Origin of the sequence: Rhizobium sp. BK112, assembly GCF_014193215.1 — a bacterium.
Classification (GTDB): Bacteria; Pseudomonadota; Alphaproteobacteria; order Rhizobiales; family Rhizobiaceae; genus Rhizobium; species Rhizobium anhuiense.
Genome location: NZ_JACHYZ010000005.1, coordinates 134,366 through 155,387, shown reverse-complemented (window position 1 = coordinate 155,387; position 21,022 = coordinate 134,366). Strand labels below are relative to the sequence as shown.

At 62.6% G+C, this 21,022-nt stretch carries 19 protein-coding genes; 11 read left to right on the top strand and 8 right to left on the bottom strand.

Annotation, left to right across the window (positions count from 1 at the left end):
* The first annotated feature begins 2 nt into the window (after positions 1-2).
* Positions 3-1,355 carry a sensor histidine kinase gene (locus FHT75_RS16120; protein WP_245294590.1) on the top strand — a complete coding sequence of 451 codons (1,353 nt, stop codon included), beginning with the start codon at positions 3-5 and terminating at the stop codon, positions 1,353-1,355.
* 89 nt (positions 1,356-1,444) lie between these two features.
* On the opposite strand, the gene FHT75_RS16115 is transcribed toward FHT75_RS16120, so the two are convergent.
* Positions 1,445-2,263, bottom strand: coding sequence for a DUF1206 domain-containing protein (locus tag FHT75_RS16115; protein ID WP_063475661.1), 819 nt, complete (start codon positions 2,261-2,263; stop codon positions 1,445-1,447).
* A 350-nt stretch (positions 2,264-2,613) separates the two neighbouring features.
* Here FHT75_RS16115 and FHT75_RS16110 point away from each other — a divergent pair, with 350 nt between their 5' ends.
* The 5 genes from FHT75_RS16110 to hflX all read left to right on the top strand — a co-directional run bounded on the left by FHT75_RS16110 (position 2,614) and on the right by hflX (position 8,928).
* Entirely contained in the window at positions 2,614-4,884 is a 2,271-nt protein-coding gene (locus tag FHT75_RS16110; protein ID WP_063475529.1) for a sensor histidine kinase NtrY-like, read from the top strand.
* Entirely contained in the window at positions 4,874-6,238 is a 1,365-nt protein-coding gene (locus FHT75_RS16105) for a sigma-54-dependent transcriptional regulator (RefSeq protein WP_047615027.1), read from the top strand. Before FHT75_RS16110 ends, FHT75_RS16105 begins: the two co-directional genes overlap by 11 nt.
* A gap of 69 nt (positions 6,239-6,307) precedes the next feature.
* A complete protein-coding gene (locus tag FHT75_RS16100) occupies positions 6,308-7,171 on the top strand; it encodes a D-amino-acid transaminase (RefSeq protein ID WP_047615029.1) in 864 nt (287 codons plus the stop codon).
* A gap of 111 nt (positions 7,172-7,282) precedes the next feature.
* Positions 7,283-7,525, top strand: coding sequence for an RNA chaperone Hfq (hfq, locus tag FHT75_RS16095; protein ID WP_003539403.1), 243 nt, complete (start codon positions 7,283-7,285; stop codon positions 7,523-7,525).
* Between the two features lie 77 nt (positions 7,526-7,602).
* Positions 7,603-8,928, top strand: coding sequence for a GTPase HflX (gene hflX / locus FHT75_RS16090; RefSeq protein ID WP_097623129.1), 1,326 nt, complete (start codon positions 7,603-7,605; stop codon positions 8,926-8,928).
* Positions 8,929-9,048: 120 nt separating this feature from the next.
* Here hflX and mazG read toward each other — a convergent pair whose 3' ends face one another.
* Both mazG and FHT75_RS16080 read right to left on the bottom strand, forming a co-directional pair.
* Complete coding sequence (mazG, locus tag FHT75_RS16085; RefSeq protein WP_047615033.1) at positions 9,049-9,888, bottom strand: nucleoside triphosphate pyrophosphohydrolase; 840 nt, start codon at positions 9,886-9,888, stop codon at positions 9,049-9,051.
* Between the two features lie 6 nt (positions 9,889-9,894).
* Entirely contained in the window at positions 9,895-10,482 is a 588-nt protein-coding gene (locus tag FHT75_RS16080; protein ID WP_063475531.1) for a deaminase, read from the bottom strand.
* 268 nt (positions 10,483-10,750) lie between these two features.
* On the opposite strand from FHT75_RS16080, the gene cysG reads away from it, so the two are divergent.
* The 5 genes from cysG to FHT75_RS16055 are packed head-to-tail and all read left to right on the top strand — an operon-like array spanning position 10,751 to position 15,956.
* Positions 10,751-12,187 (top strand): siroheme synthase CysG, encoded by a 1,437-nt coding sequence (cysG, locus tag FHT75_RS16075; RefSeq protein WP_063475662.1) that lies wholly within the window; start codon positions 10,751-10,753, stop codon positions 12,185-12,187.
* A gap of 2 nt (positions 12,188-12,189) precedes the next feature.
* Entirely contained in the window at positions 12,190-12,504 is a 315-nt protein-coding gene (locus FHT75_RS16070) for a DUF2849 domain-containing protein (protein ID WP_011651871.1), read from the top strand.
* Positions 12,505-12,512: 8 nt separating this feature from the next.
* On the top strand, positions 12,513-14,183 hold the full coding sequence (locus tag FHT75_RS16065; protein ID WP_063475532.1) for a nitrite/sulfite reductase: 1,671 nt from the start codon (positions 12,513-12,515) through the stop codon (positions 14,181-14,183).
* 10 nt (positions 14,184-14,193) lie between these two features.
* Complete coding sequence (locus tag FHT75_RS16060; protein WP_063475663.1) at positions 14,194-14,706, top strand: DUF934 domain-containing protein; 513 nt, start codon at positions 14,194-14,196, stop codon at positions 14,704-14,706.
* A gap of 38 nt (positions 14,707-14,744) precedes the next feature.
* Positions 14,745-15,956: a UbiH/UbiF family hydroxylase gene (locus FHT75_RS16055; RefSeq protein WP_063475533.1), complete on the top strand. Its 1,212-nt coding sequence runs from the start codon at positions 14,745-14,747 to the stop codon at positions 15,954-15,956.
* Here the strand turns inward: FHT75_RS16055 and FHT75_RS16050 are convergent.
* The 5 genes from FHT75_RS16050 to FHT75_RS16030 all read right to left on the bottom strand — a co-directional run bounded on the left by FHT75_RS16050 (position 15,924) and on the right by FHT75_RS16030 (position 20,927).
* On the bottom strand, positions 15,924-16,886 hold the full coding sequence (locus tag FHT75_RS16050) for an AEC family transporter (RefSeq protein ID WP_063475534.1): 963 nt from the start codon (positions 16,884-16,886) through the stop codon (positions 15,924-15,926). The two genes, FHT75_RS16055 and FHT75_RS16050, sit on opposite strands and share 33 nt — an antisense overlap.
* A 157-nt stretch (positions 16,887-17,043) precedes the next feature.
* Entirely contained in the window at positions 17,044-17,979 is a 936-nt protein-coding gene (locus tag FHT75_RS16045) for an MBL fold metallo-hydrolase (protein ID WP_063475535.1), read from the bottom strand.
* Between the two features lie 255 nt (positions 17,980-18,234).
* A complete protein-coding gene (locus tag FHT75_RS16040; protein ID WP_063475536.1) occupies positions 18,235-19,029 on the bottom strand; it encodes a potassium channel family protein in 795 nt (264 codons plus the stop codon).
* Between the two features lie 111 nt (positions 19,030-19,140).
* Positions 19,141-19,911, bottom strand: a complete 771-nt coding sequence (locus FHT75_RS16035; RefSeq protein WP_063475664.1) for an SDR family NAD(P)-dependent oxidoreductase — start codon at positions 19,909-19,911, stop codon at positions 19,141-19,143.
* 266 nt (positions 19,912-20,177) lie between these two features.
* Positions 20,178-20,927, bottom strand: coding sequence for a cytochrome c biogenesis CcdA family protein (locus tag FHT75_RS16030; RefSeq protein ID WP_063475537.1), 750 nt, complete (start codon positions 20,925-20,927; stop codon positions 20,178-20,180).
* Positions 20,928-21,022 lie beyond the last annotated feature (95 nt).

Sequence of the window (21,022 nt, the reverse complement as noted above, 5' to 3'; positions counted from 1 at the left end):
CGTTGCAGACGCGCCTGGCGCTCGCCCTCGGCCTTTCGGTGACGCTGCTGTGGCTTGCGGCGGCAGCCGTGACGGCGCACCGCCTAGGCGGGCAGATGGAAGAGGTGTTCGACGATGGGCTGAAGGCCACAGCGCAGCGCATTTTGCCGATTGCCCGGCACGACCTGCGCGAAGGCCATCAAAACCGCGATGCGACTGACCACGACGACAATGTTGAGGACGACGACGGTGATGCACGCCTCGGCCGAGAGGCACGCTACGGCGAAGACGTAAGCTTCATCGTGCGTGATCAAAACGGGCAGGTGCTGCTCGGTTCGAAGGGTGCTGATGCCTCAAGCTTCCCGCCGTTCACGAAGCGAGGCTTTCTTCGAACCGAAACGCACCAGCTCTATTACGATGCGAGCTTCGACGGCAACCTGACAATTGCCGTTGCCGAACCGCTCGACCATCGCACGGAATTGTCACGCAAGATGCTGCTGGGTCTCGTCCTGCCGCTGATCGTCGTGATCCCTCTCAGCCTGCTCGCAATCTATCTCGCGGTGCGCCGCTCCTTGCGCCCGGTGCGCGCACTCAAGCAGGAACTGGCCAATCGCGGCGCGCAGGATTTGTCGCCCGTCACCGACAGTGGCCTGCCAACCGAGCTTCTTCCGATTTCGGCAGGTGTCAACCAGCTTCTCGACCGCCTGACAGCGGCGTTCCACGCCGAGCGCGCATTTGCTGCGAATGCCGCGCACGAGCTTCGTACGCCGGTGGCCGGCGCAATCGCGCAGGCGCAACGCATTCGCTCTGAAACCAAGGAAAAGCTGACGAGCCAGCGGGCGACGGAGATCGAGACTACGCTGAAGCGGTTGATGCGCATATCGGAAAAACTGATGCAGCTTGCTCGTGCCGAGGGTGGACGTCTGCAAAGTGACGAGCCTTCCGATCTCAGAACCGTCCTGCAGATGGTCCTTCAGGATTTTGCCCGGGCCGGAGAGGGACGAGTCTCGTTGACAGTGCCGATGGTGCCGGTGCTTTCGATGCTGGATCCGGACGCAGTCGGCATTCTCTGCCGCAATCTGGTTGAGAACGCGCTGAAACACGGAGCGCAAGATGGAAAGGTCGAGGTTTCACTTCAGCGGGGCGGCCTGCTGATCGTTGCCAATGACGGCCCGACGCTGTCCCCCGATGCCATAAACAGACTGATGCAGCGCTTTGAGCGGGGGAATGTCAAAATCGGGGGAAGCGGTGTAGGGCTTGCCATTGTCACGGCCATCGCCGATCGCATCGGAGCCGATGTGAAGATGGTGTCTCCGCGAGTCGCGCGGAGCGAAGGTGTTCAGGTTGAAATAAACCTGCCTGTGGCTCACCCCTGACGCCGGTATGTCCCGCCCTCGCCATTGCGGACGCAGTATCTGCCGGCTCAACCTCGGTATATCGGCACCTTGCCGCTGGCAAAGCGACGTTAACCCGCCACCGAGATCGAACGCTTCGCCTCGGCTATCGATGGACTCCGGACGATGCGGTACCGTGCCTCTACAAGATTGTAGATTCCGAAAGCCGCCAAGCCAACGGCGACGGCGATGTACAGAAATGACCCGAGCGGAAGCTGGTGGAGCCATTCCAGAGCATCGCCCATACTGCCGGCCTGTCTGGGATCCACCCGGAAACCTGCATAGGCGAAAAGTATTCCTGTAACCGCGAAGACTACGCCGCGGGCGACCAGGCCGTAAATGCATACGAACGTCACGATACCCTTGTTGTCAGGGACCCGAAGGTAGCGCTCGAACTTCCTGGTGATGCCCTTCACAGCTGTCACGACGCCGCCGATGACAAAACCTACGCCTACGGCGATCGCAAGGTAGGAACCGAACGGCTGCGACATGATCCATCCCGCCAGGCCCTTCTCACCCGAACCCTCGCTGGCGCCCCCCGGGAAAAGAGCATTTCCAAGGGCATAGCCGGCAACTCCGAGGTAAGTGATGGCACTGCCGAAGAGGGCGGCCCGAATCGCCAATGCTTTTGCGTCCCTCCCGTGGCCGTCTGTATCCGCCAGCGATTGGGCAAGCCTCCAGGCAACAAATCCGAGAAGGCCGAGGCCGATCACTCCGACCCAGACGCGGCCGAGCGGCTGCCCAAGGAGCGTCGAAAGCGCCGATTTCGTCTCGGGCCGGCCGCCTGTCACGCCGGAGAAGAGGGCAAGCCCCGCTACAAGCAGAAAGACGATGCCGCGCGCCGCGTAGCCGCCTTTGGCAAGCATATCAAATCGAGATCCTTTGATCATCTGCGGTCCCTGTCTGTCGAAATGCGCGATGTTAACGCGCCAATCTCCCGAAAGTTTGCTGGGGCTGGCAAAGCTTTGCTGGATTGCAGACAACGGCACATCACTGGAATGGACCGGGCGCTCGCGGCCGGGCGTCAGACTGGACGTGGATACCGTCGCAGAACGAGGTGGCGCGGCTTGACAATGTGACGGGGTGCGTTGCATTTTCGCCACAATGCGTTGCTTAAAGGTCACGCAAGGGTTTAGGTATTTCGCTCCCGATCGAGTCGTTGCGCGCTGGCTTTCTGAGCCGGCGTTGCTTGGTTTCGATCGATGGCGAGGGCGGCAGGTGCCGCCTGAAGAGAGGCCGAATGACGCAGGATGGGGTATCGCCGGCGGCGGCGAGCGAGACGGTGACGACGGTGACCGATCGCCGCGCCCTTTTCGCCGTGCCCGGCCTGGTGCTTGCCGGCGGCGCGCTGCTCTGCGCGACGGCGACACTTTTCGTGCTGCTCGGCTTCACGCCGATCGCGCCGACTTCGCATGTCGTTATCACCTCGGTGATCGTCAATTCCTTCTTCGTCCTGACGCTGCTCGCCCTGATCGGCCGCGAGGTGGCACGGTTGCTCAAGGCGCGTACCCGCGGCCGGGCTGCCGCGCGCCTGCATATCCGCATCGTCGTGCTTTTTTCGATCGTCGCCATCACGCCGGCGATCCTCGTCGCCATCTTCGCCAGTATCACGCTGAATGCCGGCCTCGACCGCTGGTTCGCGCTGCGCACCCAGTCGATCGTCAGCTCGTCGCGCAATATCGGCCAGGCCTACATGATGGAGAACGCCAGCTACCTGCAGGGGCAGACGGTTTCCATGGCCAACGACCTGGAGCGCAACCGCGCGCTCTACAGCCTCGACAGGACGGGTTTCGCCGAATTGATGACGCGCCAGGCGAGGGGACGCGGCCTGCTCGGCGCCTTCCTCGTCGAGCGCGACGGTTCCGTGAACGTCCAGGCCGACATCGCCACCGAAAAGCCGCTGCCGGCCATTCCGCAGGATGCGCTGGAAAAGGCCGCTGCCGGCCAGCCGACGCTGATTCCGCCCGGCGTCACCAATCTCGTCGGCGCCATCATCAAGCTCGATGCCATCCAGGGCACCTTTCTCTATACCGTGCGCGCCGTCGATCCCAAGGTCATGGGCGCCATGCGCATGATGGAGGAGAACGCCACCGAATACCGCTCGATGGAGGCCAACCGCTTCTCGCTGCAGGTCGCCTTTGCCGTGCTTTACATCGGCTTTGCGCTGATCGTGCTTCTGGCGGCGATCTGGACTGCGATCGCCGTCGCCGACCGCATCGTCCGGCCGATCCGCCTGCTGATCACGGCGGCCGACAGCGTTGCATCGGGCAATATGGATATCGTCGTGCCGGTGCACGCGGTCGATGGCGATGTCGCCAATCTCTCGCGCACCTTCAACAAGATGATTTCGGAAATCCGCACCCAGCGCGATGAGATCCTCGAAGCCAAGGACGAGGTCGACGACCGCCGCCGCTTCATCGAAGCGGTGCTGTCGGGCGTCACCGCCGCCGTCATCGGCGTCGAGCAGGACCGCCGCATCGCCATCGTCAACAGTTCGGCCGAGACGCTGATGTCGCTGTCGGCCGACGAGATGCTCGGAAAGCAGCTGGCCGACATCGCGCCCGAGGTCGATCAGGTACTGAGCGAGGCGGCGGCGCGTCATCGCGGCGATTTCCGCAAGCAGATCGCGCTGGTGCGCGGTGGCACCGTGCGGACGCTGAGCGTGCAGGTCACCCGCGAGGAAGTGCGCGACATGAGCGAATCCTACGTGATCACGCTCGACGACATCACCGATCTCGTCATCGCCCAGCGCTCGACTGCCTGGGGCGACGTCGCAAGGCGCATCGCCCATGAGATCAAGAACCCGCTGACGCCGATCCAGCTGTCCGCCGAGCGCATCCAGCGCCGCTACGGCAAGCAGATCGACCAGGGCGACCGGACCGTCTTCGACCAGTGCACCGATACGATCATCCGCCAGGTCGGCGATATCGGCCGTATGGTCGATGAATTCTCCGCCTTCGCCCGCATGCCGAAGCCGACCAAGGAGCCGGGCGACCTGCGCGATATCTTGCGCGACGCGATCTTCCTGCGCGAGATGGGCAATCATCACGTCACCTTCGCGCAGGATTTCGGCGACCAGCCGCTGGAGGGCCTGTTCGACAGCCGCATGCTCGGCCAGGCTTTCGGCAATCTCATCAAGAATGCCGTCGAAGCAATCGAGGCCGTGCCGAGCGACGAACGGGACGAACGCAAGATTCTCGTCCGCGCCGCACTCGATACCAGCCGCGACCGCTTTACCGTCGACGTGATCGACAATGGTCGCGGCCTGCCGGTGGAGAACCGTCACAGCATTCTGGAGCCCTATATGACGATGCGCGAGAAGGGCACTGGCCTCGGCCTCGCCATCGTCAAGAAGATCATCGAGGAACATGGCGGGCAGCTCGAGCTGCATGATGCGCCCGCCGATTTTGACCGGGGAAGAGGGGCCATGATCCGCGTGCATCTGCCACGCCTGGATCCGTCGCCTGCTGCTCCCGCAGCCAATGACAAGGAAAGCGTTTATGGCCTCTGATATTCTCGTCGTCGATGACGAGCACGATATTCGCGAGATCGTTTCCGGCATTCTCTCGGACGAGGGGCACGAGACGCGCACCGCCCACGACAGCGACAGTGCGCTGGCGGCGATATCAGATCGCGTGCCGCGGCTGATCTTCCTTGATATCTGGATGCAGGGCAGCAAGCTCGACGGCCTGTCGCTGCTCGACGAGATCAAGACCCGCCATCCGGAACTGCCGGTCGTGATGATCTCGGGCCATGGCAACATCGAGACCGCCGTCTCGGCGATCAAGCGCGGCGCCTTCGATTTCATCGAGAAGCCCTTCAAGGCCGACCGGCTGATCCTGATCGCCGAACGCGCGCTGGAGAATTCCAAGCTGAAGCGCGAGGTCTCCGAGCTGAAGCGCCGCACCGGCGATGCGCTGGAGCTGATCGGCACCTCGGTCGCCGTTTCGCAGCTTCGCCAGACGATCGAGAAGGTGTCGCCGACCAACAGCCGCATCATGATCCTCGGCGCCTCGGGCTCCGGCAAGGAGTTGGTGGCGCGGATGATCCACAAGAAGTCGACCCGCGCTAACGGCCCCTTCGTTGCGCTGAACGCTGCCAACATCACGCCCGAACGCATGGAGGTGGCGCTGTTCGGCACCGAGGGCACGCCTGGCCAGGCGCGCAAGATCGGCGCGCTCGAGGAAGCCCATCGCGGCATCCTCTATCTCGACGAAGTCGGCGAAATGCCGCGCGAGACGCAGAACAAGATCCTGCGCGTGCTGGTCGATCAGCAGTTCGAGCGCGTCGGCGGCTCCAAGCGCGTCAAGGTCGATGTCCGCATCATCTCTTCGACCGCCTACAACCTCGAAAGCCGCATCGCCGAAGGCTGGTTCCGCGAGGATCTCTATCATCGCCTCGCCGTCGTGCCGGTGCGGGTGCCGGCGCTTGCCGAGCGGCGCGAGGACATTCCCTTCCTTGTCGACCAGCTGATGCGCCAGATCTCAGAGCAGGCCGGCATTCGTCCGCGCCGCATCGGCGACGACGCCATGGCGGTGCTGCAGGCGCATGATTGGCCGGGCAACATCCGTCAGCTGCGCAACAATATCGAGCGGCTGATGATCCTTGCCCGCACCGACGGGCCGGATGCGCCGATCACCGCCGACATGCTGCCGACCGATCTCGGCGACATGCTGCCGAAGGTTTCCGCCAAGAACGACTATCACATCATGACGCTGCCGTTGCGCGAAGCCCGCGAGATGTTCGAGAAGGATTATCTGATCGCCCAGATCAACCGTTTCGGCGGCAATATCTCGCGCACCGCGGAATTCGTCGGCATGGAGCGTTCGGCGCTGCATCGCAAGCTGAAGTCGCTCGGCGTCTGATCATGCTAAGGCGCGGCGTATGCCGCGCCGCATCCTTCCCATCCTGATTCTTAGAATACCAGGTTTCCCATGCCGAGAATTGCCTATGTGAATGGCCGCTACGTCAAGCATTCCGATGCCAGCGTCCATATCGAGGACCGCGGTTATCAGTTCGCCGACGGCGTCTACGAGGTCTGCGAGGTCCGACACGGCTACATCGTCGACCTGACGCGCCATCTGAACCGTCTCGACCGGTCGCTCGGCGAATTGCGCATCGCCTGGCCGATGGGCCGGGCGGCGCTGACCCAGGTCATTCGTCAGACGCTGCGCCGCAACCATGTCCGCAACGGGCTTTTCTACATGCAGGTGACGCGCGGTGTCGCCCGCCGCGATCATGTCTTCCCGGCCGAGGGCACGCCGCCGTCGCTTGTCATCACTGCCAAGAGCACAGATCCCAAAATCATTGCTGCCAAGAACGCCAACGGCATCAAGGCGATCACCCTTGCCGACAATCGCTGGGACCGCGTCGACATCAAATCCGTCGGCCTGTTGCCGAATGCCATGGCCCGTCAGCAAGCCAAGGAAGCCGGCGCCCAGGAGGCGATCTATGTCGATGGCGACGGCATGGTGAAGGAAGGGGCGGCGACCAATGTCTGGATCGTCGACCGGGACGGGACGCTGGTGACGCGGCCTGCCGAACACGGAATTCTGCGCGGCATTACCCGCACCACATTGATGGATGTTGCAGCCAAGCTCGGGTTGAAGATCACGGAGCGGAATTTCTCCGTTTCCGAGATGCTCGCAGCCCGCGAGGTCTTCCTGACTGCAGCCACAAGCATTTGTTTTCCGGTCGTTTCCGTCGATGGCCAGCCTATCGCCAACGGTCATCCGGGCAGTGTTTCGCAGAAAGTCCGCGAAGCCTTTTTCGACGTTGCGGAAAAGATTGCGATTTGATACCAAGATTTGCTGGACGGGTGGAATGAGGGTGCTGCCGGTCTTGCATGGTGAGGTTGATTGATATTCTACCGACCAGATCAGGTCGGCAATAAAGAAAGAAGCGGCGCGATGGCGGAACGTTCTCAGAATCTGCAGGACTTATTTCTCAATACTGTTCGCAAGCAAAAGATTTCCCTGACAATCTTTTTGATCAACGGCGTGAAACTCACGGGCGTTGTTACGTCTTTTGACAATTTCTGTGTTCTTCTTCGCCGTGACGGCCATTCGCAGCTCGTGTATAAACATGCGATCTCGACGATCATGCCGGGCCAGCCCATGCAGATGTTCGAGAGCGAAGAAGCAGCGTCCTAACAGGATCAGCCGTCATTTCGACACGCGATACCAAGAACGATTCGATCATCCCTGAAGCCGCCAAGCACAGGGACGACATGCGCGCGACTGTCGTCGTGCCGGTTCTGAAATCGCGCAGTCGCGGCGGCCAGTCCGAATCGGCCTCGACCCGCACGCCGGAAAGCCGGCTCGAAGAGGCGACGGGTCTTGCCCAGGCGATCGACCTCGATGTCGTCAACGGCTCGATCGTCCCGGTCAACGACCCGAGACCGGCCACATTGCTCGGCACCGGCAAGATCGAGGAGATCAAGGCGCTGCTCGACGAGCGCGATTCCGGTCTCGTCATCGTCGATCATCCGCTGACGCCGGTGCAGCAGCGCAATCTCGAGAAGGAATGGAACGCCAAGGTCATCGACCGGACGGGCCTCATCCTCGAAATCTTCGGCCGCCGCGCCTCCACCAAGGAAGGCACGCTGCAGGTCGACCTCGCCCATCTGAACTATCAAAAAGGCCGTCTGGTCCGAAGCTGGACCCACCTTGAACGCCAGCGCGGCGGCGGCGGCTTCATGGGCGGCCCCGGCGAAACCCAGATCGAAGCCGACCGGCGGCTGCTGCAGGATCGCATCATCAAGCTCGAACGCGAGCTGGAGCAGGTCGTGCGCACCCGCCAGCTCCACCGCGCCAAGCGCCGCAAGGTGCCGCACCCGATCGTAGCGCTCGTCGGTTATACCAATGCCGGCAAGTCGACGCTGTTCAACCGCATCACCGGCGCTGGCGTGCTGGCCGAAGACATGCTCTTTGCCACGCTCGACCCGACGCTGCGCCGCATGAAGCTGCCGCACGGCCGCACCGTCATCCTGTCCGACACCGTCGGCTTCATCTCCGACCTGCCGACCCATCTCGTCGCCGCCTTCCGGGCGACCTTGGAAGAGGTGCTGGAAGCCGATCTCATCCTGCATGTTCGCGACATGTCCGATGCCGACAACCAGGCGCAGAGCTCCGATGTCATGCGCATCCTGAACGACCTCGGCATCGACGAGGCCGAATCGGCCAAGCGGCTGATCGAGGTCTGGAACAAGATCGACCGGCTGGAGCCCGAGGTCCACGATACCATGGTGCAGAAAGCCGCCGGCGCCAGCAACGTCGTCGCGGTGTCGGCCGTCAGCGGCGAGGGCGTCGATACGCTGATGGAAGAAATCAGCCGCAGACTGTCGGGCGTGATGACCGAGGCAACGATCCGCCTTCCGGTCGACAAGCTGGCGCTGCTGCCCTGGCTTTACGATCATGCCATCGTCGACGGTCGTGAGGACAATGAGGACGGCTCGATCACCCTCGACCTGCGCCTCTCCGAAACCGAGGCAACCGAACTCGAGCGCCGCATCGGCAACGGACCGAAGCCTGATAAGGAAGATTGGGAGCGGTGAGCGAAATCAAGACTTCCTTCGGCCCCACTGCGGAGAAGGAAGATCTGGCAATGTTTCGCCACCGCAGGCCGGCTGGTCGGCGACAAGGCCAGCCGCACCCTCCGTCATGCTCGATCCAACCTACCCAATCAAAACAGCCCGTTCGATTGCCTTCGCCGCCTGCCAGATCTCCTCCATCCGCTCCAGCGTCGCGTCTTCCAACGTTTCGCCTTCTGCTTCAAGAACATGCTCTATATGACTGAAGCGACGACGGAATTTCGTATTGGTTCCGCGCACAGCCTGTTCCGGATCTGCCTTCACGTGCCGGCCGATATTGACGACGGCGAAGATCAGATCGCCGAGTTCGTCGCTGACCTTGGCCTGGTCGCCTTCCCGAAGTGCCGCCCGCAATTCGCCGATCTCCTCCTCGATCTTGTCGAGGATCGGTTCGGGCGCCGACCAGTCGAAACCGACCTTGGCGGCGCGTTCCTGCAGCTTCAGCGCTTCCGTCAAAGCCGGGAAGCTGCGCTGCACCGAACCGAGGAAGCCGCTCTTGAAGTCCTCGGTGATACCGCGCCGTGACCGGCGCTCGGCGCGCTCGCGTTTCTCCGCCTGCTTGATCTCGTCCCACTGCTTCTTCACTGCATCAGGCGTATCTGCCGCCGAGCGGGCAAAGACGTGCGGGTGGCGGCGGATCATCTTGGCGGTGATGGCGTTGACGACGTCGCCGAAGGAAAATTCGCCCGCCTCTTCGGCCATCCGCGCGTGGAAGACCACCTGAAGCAGCAGGTCGCCCAACTCGTCACAGAGATCGTCCATATCACCGCGTTCGATCGCATCGGAGACCTCATAGGCCTCTTCGATCGTATAGGGCTTGATGGTCTCGAAGTTCTGCTCGATGTCCCAGGGGCAGCCGGTTTCGGGATGGCGCAGCGCCGCCATGATCTCGATCAGCCGCGAAATATCTTTGGAAGGTTCCATGTTGCCTCAGTTGAGCGGAATGTCGTTGGCGCTCTTCGACGACTGGTAGGAGTTGGACAGCGCGTCATAGCGCGCCTTGATGCGGGCGGTCTGCGCCTTCAGCGCGTTTCTCAGCTGAGCCTCTTCGGTCTCGACGAGATCGGCGATGGCAAAGCTGTTCCAGAAGGCGTTTTGCCTGCGGTAGCCGCCGGGTTCAAGCCCGAAGACCTCCTTCAGGATCTTCAGGTCGTGCGGAATCGCGAAGGCATCGCGGGAATCCTCATGGCTGTAGAAATAGTAGAAATTGTCGAAGCCGGCCCAGGTGATCGCCGACATGCACATGGTGCAGGGTTCGTGTGTCGACAGGAAGATCAAATCCTTGGTCGGTGGCTTGTCGCCAAGCTCGTAGAAGCGCTTCAGCGTGTGCACCTCGCCATGCCAGAGCGGGTTCTCCAGCTCGTTGTTGGTCTCGGCGACGACAAGCGAAAGATCGGATTTCCTTAAGATCGCCGCACCGAACACCTTATTGCCAAGCGAAACGCCACGCTCCGTCAGCGGCAGGATATCGTCTTCCATGACCGAAAGCAGGCGGGAGGCAATGGTCGTATCAGGCATGAGGGCCCTCCAGTTTTCCTCAGTCTATCGCCTTGGCGGCGCGAGTGAAATGCGTCAAGCACCGGTGGACGTCTTTTGTCACAGGCTTTATACTGCACTGCAGCAAGCGGGCTTGAGATATGCGGCTTTTTGGCAGCACGGGTGACTTTTCTCAAATCATTGACGGCACGAGCAAAAGAATACCTGCTTGCTTGGGCTTTCGAATTTCTGTTCCTTCAATCCCTTGTCGATCAAGGGCATATTCCGGCAACTTCGAAGTGGATTGATGATGCCTCCCAAGACTGAACAGCTTTCGGTATTTCCCGCCTTCTTTCGCGTGGAAGGCCAGAAGACGGCTGTCTTCGGCAATGGCGACGAAGCTTTCGCCAAGGTGCGGCTGCTGCTCAACACACGGGCGCGGATTGTCGCCTATGCCGAGCGGCCGGAAGCCGATTACCACGCCTTCCTGATCGCCAACCGTATCGAAACCGTGCGCGCTGCCTTTTCCGCCGAACAGGTCGAGGCTTCGGCACTCGTCTTCGCCGCAACCGGCAATGACGCCGACGACCGCGATATCGTCGATGCTGCGCGTGCCGCCAGAATTCCGGCCAATGCCGTCGATCAGCCCGATTACTGCGATTTCTTCACGCCGGCGCTGGTCAATCGCGCCCCCGTTGCCGTCGCGATCGGCACCGAAGGGGCAGGGCCGGTTCTGGCGCAGATGATCCGTGCGCAGATCGATCAGCTTCTGTCGCCCTCGCTCGGCCGCCTCGCAGCATTGGCGACCAGCTATCGCAAGGCCGTTGAACAGCGGGTGCCCCGCGGTGTCTCCCGCCGTGTCTTCTGGCACCGCTTCTTTTCAGGCCCCGTTGCCGATGCTGTCGCCAATGGCAACCTGCCGCAGGCGCATCACGCGGCCGACGGGCTGTTGGGCGCGGTGGACAAGGTCGCAGGCCACGTCTGGCTGGTCGGCGCCGGTCCGGGTGCCGAGGATCTGCTGACGCTGCGTGCCCAGCGCGTGATGATGGAAGCCGATGTCATCGTTTATGACGCCCTCGTGCCGCAGGCGATCGTCGATATGGGGCGCCGCGATGCCGAGCGGCTTTCCGTCGGCAAACGCAAGGGCTGCCACTCGAAATCGCAAGAAGAAATCAACGACTTGCTGGTCGATCTCGGCAGCCAGGGCAAGCGCGTCGTCCGCCTGAAATCCGGCGATCCCCTGGTCTATGGCCGGGCAGGGGAAGAGATGGCCGCGCTGCGCGCTGCCGGCATCACCTATGAGGTCGTGCCCGGCATCACCTCGGCTTTCGCCGCCGCTGCCGATTTCGAGTTGCCGCTGACGCTGCGCGGCGTTGCCTCCTCGCTGGTCTTCACGACCGGCCATGATTTAACCGGCGACGTGCTGCCCGATTGGGCAAGCCTTGCCGTGTCCGGCGCGACGATTGCCGTCTATATGGGCCGCACGGTTGCAGCCTCCGTTGCCGAGCGGCTGATGCAGGCGGGCATTCCCGCTGAGACCACCGTTGCCGTCATCGAAAATGCCAGCCGCGGCGATCGCCGTCTGCTGCATGGCACGCTCGCTGATCTGCCCGATCTGCAGCACCGCGACGAATTGACAGGACCTGTCATGGTCATTATCGGCGATGCGGTCGCCGGCGCCAATTTCGAACTGTCCGAGCCCCTGGTGCGCGCAAACGCCCGGCTCGAGGAACTTGCAAGGAGCTGAATATGGGTGACAAGGTTCTGACCGCCAACCGGCTGACGGACGGCATTGCCGTCTGGCTGGATGCGAACGGGAAGTGGTCCACCTCGCTGCAGGAGGCGCTCGTTGCCCGTCACGCCGAAGCCGTTGCGGCGCTGGAGGCGATCGGCAAGAAATCCTATGCCGACAACGAGGTCGTTGACGTCGCCGTCGTCGACGTTCAGGAAACCAACGGCATTTTATGGCCGCTTCGCCTTCGCGAGCGCATCCGTGCTCAAGGGCCGACCATGGAATATGCCCCGGGCTACGCTCCGGCCGATCCCGAATTCATTGCAGTCTGAGGAAGACGATGTACCGTTACGACGAATTTGACCATGCCTTTGTCAGCGAGCGCGTCGAGCAGTTTCGCGATCAGGTTCAGCGCCGCCTTTCCGGCGAGCTCGCCGAGGACGCGTTCAAGCCGCTGCGTCTGATGAACGGCGTCTACCTGCAGCTGCACGCCTATATGCTGCGCATCGCCATTCCCTATGGCACGCTGAGCGCGCGCCAGCTGCGCATGCTTGCCCATATCGCCCGCACCTATGACCGCGGTTATGGCCACTTCACCACGCGCCAGAACCTGCAGTTCAACTGGCCGAAGCTGTCCGACATTCCCGATGCGCTCGCCGATCTTGCCAGCGTGGAGATGCATGCGCTGCAGACCTCGGGCAATTGCATCAGAAACGTTACGGCCGATCATTTCGCCGGTGCCGCCGCCGATGAGATCGCCGATCCGCGCCCCTACGCCGAGATCCTGCGCCAGTGGTCGTCGGTCCACCCGGAATTCTGCTTCCTGCCGCGCAAGTTCAAGATCGCCGTCACCGGCGCCGAGCGCGACCGCGCCGCGATCCAGGTCCATGATATCGGCCTGCACGTGAAGAGGAACGACAAGGGCGAGATCGGCTTTGCCGTCTATGTCGGCGGCGGCCAGGGCCGTACGCCGATGATCGCCAAGCTGATCCGCGACTTCCTGCCCGAGGAAGACCTGCTCTCCTACACCACGGCTATCGTGCGCGTGTACAATCTGCACGGCCGCCGCGACAACAAGTACAAGGCCCGTATCAAGATCCTGGTGCACGAAACCGGCGCCGAGGAACTGACGCGCCAGGTGGAAGCCGAATTCGCCGCGCTGAAGGATAGCGAGCTCAAGCTGCCGGAAAAGGATGTCCAGGCAATCGCTGCCTATTTCGCGCCGCCGGCTCTGCCCGAACGCGCCGAAGGCTGGGAAAACCTTGCCCGCTGGAAGAAGGCCGATGCCGGCTTCGCCCGCTGGGTGCAGCAGAACGTGCAGCCGCACAAAAACCCCGATTACGGCATGGTGACGATCTCGCTGAAGCCGATCGGCGGCATTCCGGGCGACGCCTCGGATGCGCAGATGGATGCGATCGCCGATCTCGCCGAGGAATATGGCTTCGACGAAATCCGCGTCAGCCATGAGCAGAACCTGATCCTGCCGCATGTGGCGCTGGCCGATCTCGAAGCCGTCTATCGCGGCCTCGTCACCATCAATCTGGCGGAAGCCAATGCCGGTCTGATCACCGATATCATCGCCTGTCCCGGGCTCGACTACTGCGCGCTCGCCAATGCGCGCTCCATTCCGCTGGCGCAGGAAATCTCCCGCCGCTTCGGCAATGCCGAGCGCCAGGCGGAGATCGGCGAGCTGAAGATCAAGATCTCCGGCTGCATCAATGCCTGCGGCCATCACCATGTCGGCCATATCGGCCTGCTCGGTGTCGAGAAGAAGGGCGCCGAACTCTACCAGATCACGCTCGGCGGCTCCGGTGACGAACATACCTCGATCGGCGAAATCATCGGCCGCGGCTTCGAGCCTGACCGGGTGACCGACGCGATCGAGACGATCGTCGACACCTATCTCGGCCTGCGACTCGATCATTCCGAGAACTTCCTCGCCGCCTATCGCCGCGTCGGACCGCAGCCTTTCAAGACCGCGCTCTACGGCTCGGCCGCCGAAGCGGCATAAGGAGGGGATGATGACGAAGATCTGGAGAGAAACCGGTTTTGTCGAAAACGATCCCTGGGTGATCGAAACCGACGAGGTGAAGGCGACCGAGGAGCAGAAGCCGCTGCTCGGTCTCGACGAATTGATCGCCAAGGCCGATGAAAGCAACGATGTCGGCCTCGGCGTGCTGATCAAGCCGGCCGACGATGTGCGCAGGCTCGAGCCCTATCTCGATCGCCTCGAAATCGTCGCCGTCGCCTTTCCGGCGTTCAACGACGGCCGCGCCTTTAGCCACGCCTCGCTGCTGCGCCAGCGCTTGGGTTATACCAGCGAGCTGCGTGCCGTCGGCGACGTACTGATCGATCAGGTGCCGCTGATGCTGCGCGTCGGCATCGACAGCTTTGCCGTCACCAACGCCACGGCGCTGAAGCGGCTTTCCGAAAACCGTCTTCCCGCCATTCCCCATCATTATCAGCCAGCGGTGCGTGACGCCGACGCCGGCAAGGGCTATAGTTGGCGCCGTCAGGCGAAGCCGGCCGCATAAGCGGACGGTCCGCCTTTTTACGATGGCGGAACAGTAGCATGAAGACATTCGAAGTGGCGGTGATCGGTGGCGGGCTCGCCGGCATGATCGCCGCAATCGCGCTCGCGCGCGGCGGTCGCGATGTGGCGCTTGTCGCTCCTCTCGCTCCGAAGGAAGACCGGCGCACCACGGCGCTGATGGACCAGTCGATCCGCTTCCTCGACCGGCTGACGCTCTGGGAAAAGCTTCGGCCGGCAACCGCTCCTCTCACCAGCATGCGCATCGTCGACGGCACCGACCGGCTGCTGCGCGCGCCGACGACCACCTTCCGCGCCGCCGACGTCGGCCTGAATGCCTTCGGCTACAATTTCCCCAACAAGGCCCTGACCGACATCCTCGAGGCGGCTATATCAGGCGAGGGCAATATCACTCGCTTCTCCGACATGGCCGAATCGATCGAAATATCAAGCGATACAGTCTCGATCACACTTGCCGGCGGCGAGACCTTGTCGGCCGACTTTGCCGTCGGCGCCGATGGCCGCGGCTCGAAGCTGCGCGAAACCGCTGGCATCGGCGTGCGCAACTGGTCCTATCCGCAATCGGCCATGGTGCTGAATTTCGCCCATTCGCTGCCGCACCAGAACATCTCGACCGAATTCCACACCAAGCACGGCCCCTTCACCCAGGTGCCGCTGCCAGGAGGCCGCTCCAGCCTCGTCTGGGTGCAGGATCCCGCAGAAGCGGCAAGCCGCGCGGAATTGCCGCTTGCCGAACTCGGGGCTATTGTCGAGGCGCGCATGCAATCCATGCTCGGCAAGATTGATGTCGAGGAGGGCGTCCAGGTCTGGCCTCTCTCCGGCATGATGGCGCATCGTTTCGGCAAGGGACGTATCGCGCTGATCGGCGAGGCCGCCCATGTCTTCCCGCCGATCGGGGCGCAGGGGCTGAATCTCAGCCTGCGTGATATTATGGCGCTCGCCGATATCCTCTGCGACAGGGCGGAACTGCCGGTACCGGCCGATGCCGGCGACAGCTTCGACCGCAGGCGCCGTGCCGACATCATGACGCGCACGGCCAGCGTCGATCTCCTCAACCGCTCGCTGCTCTCGGATTTCCTGCCCGTCCAGATGCTGCGCGCCGCCGGCCTGCATATTCTCTCGGCCATTCCGCCGCTGCGCAACATCGTCATGCGCGAAGGCATCGAGCCCGGCCGCGGCTTCCGGGATATTCCGGATGCTCTACGGGAAAAGCTGAAGCGGAAGAAGGCCTGAGCGGATCACGATCAGCCAGAGCGAAACAGTCACCACCGATAGCACTGTCGTGATCAGGATCGTCGCCGAGGCGCGCTCCTGCCAGACGCCGTATTGCTGGCCGATGACGAAGACGTTGGTCGCCGTCGGCAGGCAGGCAAGCAGCACGGCCGCCTGGATCCACACCGGCTCGAAACCACCAGCCGCCGTCAGTGCGACGAAAACCGCGATCGGATGCAGGATCAGCTTTGCCGGCACGATATAGGAGATCTCCGCCGGGATCCGCTTCAGCGGCCGGAGCGCCAGCGTCACGCCCATGGCAAAGAGCGCGCAGGGCGCCGCCGCCTGGGCGAGATAATCGACGAGGCGCTGAAAGGCCAGCGGCTGGTCGATATCAAGGGCGGCCACAGCAAAGCCTGCCGCCGTCGACAGGATGAAGGGATGCAGCGCCACCTTCCGCACGATATCGGCGGCGAGTTGGCCGGCCGAACGCTTGTCGTCGCCGGCCGCCGCCATCAGCGCCGGCGCGACGATGAAATGCAGCGCGTTCTCGAAGCAGATGATCAGCGCCACCGGCACGGCGGCACCTTCGCCGAGCGCCAGGAGCGCCAGGCCCGGCCCCATATAGCCGATATTACCGTAAGCGCCGGCAAAGGACTGGATGGTGCAATCGGCGAGCGAATTGCCGCGCAGGATGCGGCCGATGGCGAACAGCAGGATGAAGACCGCATAGGTCGCCGCAATATCGGTGACGATGAAATCGACGCGCGTCAGCTCCTCGATCGGCGTGCGTGAGACCAGCTTGAAGAACAGAGCGGGCAGGGCGGCGTAGATGATAAAGGTGTTCAGCCATCCCAACGCTTCGGCTGGCTGTTTGGTCGCCTTGGCGGCGATGTAGCCGATCAGGATCAGGCCGAAGAACGGCAATAGCAGGCTGACGATATCGGCCAAGAGGTCTTCCAGTGCGCGGGGATGATCGGCGGGTCAGGATCTGACATAAGCAATTCCAGCAAAAGTGTGTAGCGGTTTTGCGTCCGGAATTGCGTAAACTAAATCGATAGAGCGTGTACTCATTGAGTACACGCTCTACGACCAACCGAACAACCGATCAGTAGTCCCAGAAGGCCGCTACCCAGCGAAAGGCGTCGCCGTCGACCGCCACCCGGCCGACGGAGGGGAACGGCAGGTGAGTGGCCACCAGTTGCTCGCCAGTCTCCGCCAACTCCCGCAGAAGGCGGACCCGAACGCGCGCCGCCTCCTCGGGGTCGTGTTCGAAGCCGTTGAACCAGTCCGGATGTTCAAACCCGACCGCGAACACGGCGTCGCCGGCAAACATCAGCCGGTCGCCGCCGGACGCCAGGCGGATCACGCTGTGCCCGGGCGTGTGGCCGCCGGTGCGATGGACGACCACGCCCGGCGCCACCTCGTACTCATCATCGAACAGCCTGAGATGGCTGCGATACTCCTTCGCGAACCGCTTGGCGGTCGCCCGAAGCGCGTCCGGGAACCCCGGCGGCATGGAGACCCGGGAGAAATCGGGCGCCTCCCAGAACTTGACCTCGGCCGCCGCCACGTGGATCCGCAGGTCCGGACGCAGTTGGTCCTTCACCCCGTCCACGAGCAGTCCGCCAATGTGGTCCATGTGCATGTGGGTCAGGACCACGTCGGTCACCGACGCAAGATCGATGCCGGCGGCCTCCAGTCGCTTGATCAGTTGCCCGGCCCGCGGCAGGTGCAAGTCCGGGTCGAGCCCCAGCCCGGCGTCGAGGAGTATGGTCTGGTCGCCGCTGCGCACCACGACCACGTTCAGCGCCCAATCCAAAGCGTCCGGCGGCAGGAACATGTCTTTCAGCCAGGCCGCTCGGACGGCGGGATCGATGTTGTGTCCCAGCATCGCGGTTGGGAGCGGTAGCACGCCATCGCTGATCACCAGCACCTCAATCTCGCCGACCTGCACCGCGTAGCGCGACGGAACCAATTCGTCGAGCCGAGGTCTGCCGGTGGGTGCGGTGTTTTCCAGGCTCATCTTTGTCTCAAGGTTCATGTTCGTCTCCTTCTGACCGCCGCCTCAAACACGGCATCGACGACGCTACATGGAGGCGTGTTTGCGATCGATTGGGTCGAGGGATAAGGGCGGGTGGGGCCGAGGGACAGGGCAAGCCATACCACCGAATAGGTGCGGGCCTCGCTTCTTACTGCCGGCGGTGTGCTCGACGAGCGCGGAGTCGATCAGATCAGCGAACGCGGCAAGCCTGTGAATGGGCCGCCACAAATGCCTGGCTCTAGCCAGGGGCGACGGTCACGATCCCTCGTCCGGTATGTTCAAGACGTCTCCGCACGCCTTGCAATGAACGGCGTCGGCGTCATGGCGCTGGAGGCCGCATCGGTGACAGGCAAAGGTCACCTTGTGAGGCCGGACGACTGCCTGAGCAAGCCTGACGAATAGGGAGATGCCGACGATCATGGTCACCACGGAAGTGAGCTTGCCCAGCGTTCCCGGAAGCGTGATGTCTCCAAATCCCGTCGTCGTCACCGTCGCGACCGTGAAATATAGCGCATCGACGAATCCTTCGCCTCCCTCCCTGTTGTAGAAGAAGGACGTATAGACGAACCCGGTTGCCATGAAGAGGAACACAAGGAAATTGATCACCGCCCGGACGACGTCGAGAAGGTGTAAATAGCCGGCCTTGCGCAGCAAATCCTTGAGCAGCGGACTCGTGCCGATCGCCCAGAACCGCATGATCCGCAGGAATGCGAAATTGAAGAGCAGGTCCGGCAGCAACAGCGTGGCCAGCACCACGAAGTCGATCCAGGTCATTGGCCGCCGAATCCACTCGCGCACGGAGGCTGCGGCGATCGCCCGGCCGACCATCTCGGCGGCGATCCACACTGCTATCGCATAGTCGATAATCAGATAGGACGGACCGGATCGCAGGTACGGGCCGAGCAGGAAGAAGGCGAGAATGGCAACGTCAATGGCAGCAAATACCAGCCGAAAGGCGACCGCCTGTCTGCCGTCGGCCCTATCGAGCCTTCGCAGCACCTGGCGGAGCGAATTCTGCTGAGAGCCGTCGCCGGATTCGAAGATTTTCATCCAGGGAATGTAGATCCCTCATCGGCGTCCGCAAGTCGCCGAAAAGATCCTTGTCGGGGGAAATCGTTGTTCTCGTCTGGACAAGGTTTGCGCTGCAGGTTCCGCCTCGCCTCAGGCGACGGACCATCCGCCGTCCACCAGCAGGTTCGCGCCGGTGATCAGGCTCGCAGCCGGTGATGCCAGGAAGACGACGGCACCCACCACATCATCGGTTTCGCCGATTCGGCCGAGCGGAATGTGATCGAGCGTCGCCTTGCGATTGTCGGCATCGGACAGAAAAGGTGCTGTGCCATCCGTGTGGATGAACGTTGGCGATACGGTGTTTACGGTGACATTATAGGCTGCCCATTCGGCGGCAAGGCAGCGGGTGAGGTGATTGATTGCCGCCTTGCTCATGCAATAGATTGCCTCGCCGCGCAGTGCCACGGTACCGGCCTGTGAACTGATGTTGATGATCCGGCCCCCATTGCGCTTGATCATCTGGCGGCCCACAGCCTGCGTCATCAGAAAGGTGCCCTTGATGTTGACATCGAGTATCTCGTCAAGGTCCTTCTCCTCGACGAGTTCTGCGAGATTGCCCGGAGCCACGCCGACATTGTTGACGAGGACGTCTATCCGACCGAATGTAGCAAGCGCCGCGTCGACGGCCTGCGCGATATGGGCCTTGTTGGGAATGTCCAGTTCAACAGGGAGAACTCTTCGTCCCGTGCCTTCGAGTTCGGCAACCAGGCCCGCCGACGCTGCGACATCGCGGACCCCTAAAACAATATCGGAACCTGCTGCGGCACAGGCAAGTGCGCAAGCTCGACCGATGCCACGGCTCGCTCCCGTGACCAAAGTCACCTTGCCCTCAAGGCTGAAGTCCGGCGCATTCTTCTGCATCATCATGCCTCCCTCGATGAAATCAATTTATGACAGCGTCGGCGTGCGGATGCCAGATATTCTCAGCGTGCCGAGGGGCGTCCCCTTGACCAATGGGCGATCCCGCAACGTGGGACACTTTCCCCGATGGGCCCCCGCAAAAATCCGCATTGCCCGCCGGATCCTGCACACGACGACCGACGGCGCGGGAGGAAGCGACGAAGCCGATCTCGCGGCGGCTTCCGATACCGCCACCCACACGACCTGGAAAATCGGTATCCGGTGGCCTAGCCGATCTGCATCAGGACCGGAAAGGTCTGCTGGAACCAGATCGCCACATTGCTGACCCATCCGAACAGGAAGGCGAGGCCGGTAAGCACCAGGAAGAGACCCATCACCTTTTCCACCGTGCCGAGATGGCGGCGGAAGCGCGACAGGAAGCGCATGAAGGCGCCGGAAAAGCCGGCGGCGATCCAGAAGGGGATGGCAAGGCCGAGCGAATAGATGGCGAGTAGCCCGGCGCCGGAGCCGACCGTCTCGCGCGAGGCGGCAACGCCGAGGATGGCGCCGAGCACCGGCCCGATGCAGGGCGTCCAGCCGAAGGCGAAGGCAAGGCCCATGATATAGGCGCCCGTCAGCGTCGCCGGCTTGCCGCCGCCTTGGAAGCGCGCCTCGCGGGTCAGCAGCCCGATTCGGAAGAGGCCGAGAAAGTTCAGCCCCATGACAATGATGATCAGCCCGCCGATCTTCGACAGGAGGTCGAGATGCTGGCGAAGCGCCATGCCGATGCTGGAAGCGCCGGCGCCGAGCGCCACGAAGACGGTGGCAAAGCCGAGCGTGAAGAAGAGTGCGGAGAAGAAAACGCCGCGCCTGACACCGGGCGCGACCACAACCGCACCGCCGCCGCGGAACTGCTCGACGGAGATGCCGGCCATATAGCAGAGATAGGGTGGGACGAGGGGAAGCACGCAGGGCGACAGAAAGGAAAGCGCCCCGGCAATCAGCGCGCTCCACAGGGAAATATCGGCAATCGACACGCATTCTCTCCGGCTGCAATCTGCGTGATGTTCCTAGCTTTGCAGGCCCGGGATTGCCAATCACCTTTTTGCGCGCGCAAGAAATCTGTCTTTGC